This is a genomic window from Vibrio sp. D431a (genome assembly GCF_030248655.1).
Classification (GTDB): Bacteria; Pseudomonadota; Gammaproteobacteria; order Enterobacterales; family Vibrionaceae; genus Vibrio; species Vibrio alginolyticus.
The window spans coordinates 1-1,048 of record NZ_JAHGAP010000042.1 but is presented as its reverse complement, the minus strand read 5'-3'; the positions used below and the strand labels follow the sequence as shown (position 1 = coordinate 1,048).

1 protein-coding gene is annotated in these 1,048 nt (G+C 40.9%); it reads right to left on the bottom strand.

Features of this window, described 5'->3' with window-relative positions; translation table 11 throughout:
* Positions 1 to 73: 73 nt before the first annotated feature.
* Positions 74 to 787, bottom strand: coding sequence for a hypothetical protein (locus KJB35_RS26270; RefSeq protein WP_285358811.1), 714 nt, complete (start codon positions 785 to 787; stop codon positions 74 to 76).
* Positions 788 to 1,048 lie beyond the last annotated feature (261 nt).

The window sequence follows — 1,048 nt, the reverse complement described above, 5'->3', positions numbered from 1 at the left end:
CATACCACCTTAAACAATAAAACCAACGCATAGTGAAAATGCCACGCGTTGCGAATCCCTCTTGAACAGTTTGTTAGGCGATTTTTCCAGCGAACTCTTTGCTTTGTTTCTGCACATCAGTAAAAGATACTAGTTCACTGTAATGCACGTGACCATTATTCATGTCAACTTCTTGGCAATAAACGAGCTCTTCATAGGGCTCGTTATTGTGGCTAAAGTGACAATAGATATGAGGAAAGTGATAATATTCATCACCATCTATGTTGACTGCTTCAATATCCTCATAAGGTATTTTTCCGACTAAATAGGCTCGTATCTCTTCTGTAGAGTTACCTTTTTTATTAGTATATTTCCCATCATGGATATACAACCTTTCAGCACTCAAAATGACCATAATTCCTTTATGGTAAGTGTCGACCAAAGCAACCTTAAACCAAGGTGATATACCCGACTTTGATTCATCAGTATTTGGGTACGAATCTACACGGTCAACGTGTCGAATTATTGCATCTTTTCGCAGCTTCTCGTGGCGACACCTAAATATTTCTTTTTCAAAGATTGGACGCAATTTTTCTCGATGCAGGACAAGCTCAGCAGGAGTAAATTTATGCTTATTCCCACTCGGCATGAAATAGCGTCGAAATATCTCTGTTGCAACAAAGACCAGACTAAACACAACAAAGTATGGTTCAAAATCGCCTGAAGGTTGCATAGCCCACGCGATACCAATTGCTAGTAATAGCAAAAATGTCGTAGCCTCAATAAATAGCACAACCTTGTCTCTCATGTTCAATATTTCTCCTATCGCCTAACGCCCTGTTAAGGGGTGAGCAACGCAATACCGATGCCGACGCATACCACCTTAAGCACTAAAACCAACGCATAGTGAAAATGCCACGCGTTGCGAATCCCTCTTGAACAGTTTGTTATGTAGCACTACTCAACAGTATGCGCCGTGCACTCAACGCCTTTGGAACGAACTATATACTCGTTTACATACTCTACACCACCATTCTCTAGCGCTAGCTGTAAATGATAAAGCCCCTTG

Bases quoted from the DNA above. Each gene is read 5' to 3' on its own strand.
- KJB35_RS26270 (WP_285358811.1), bottom strand. From the start codon at position 787: ATGAGAGACAAGGTTGTGCTATTTATTGAGGCTACGACATTTTTGCTA.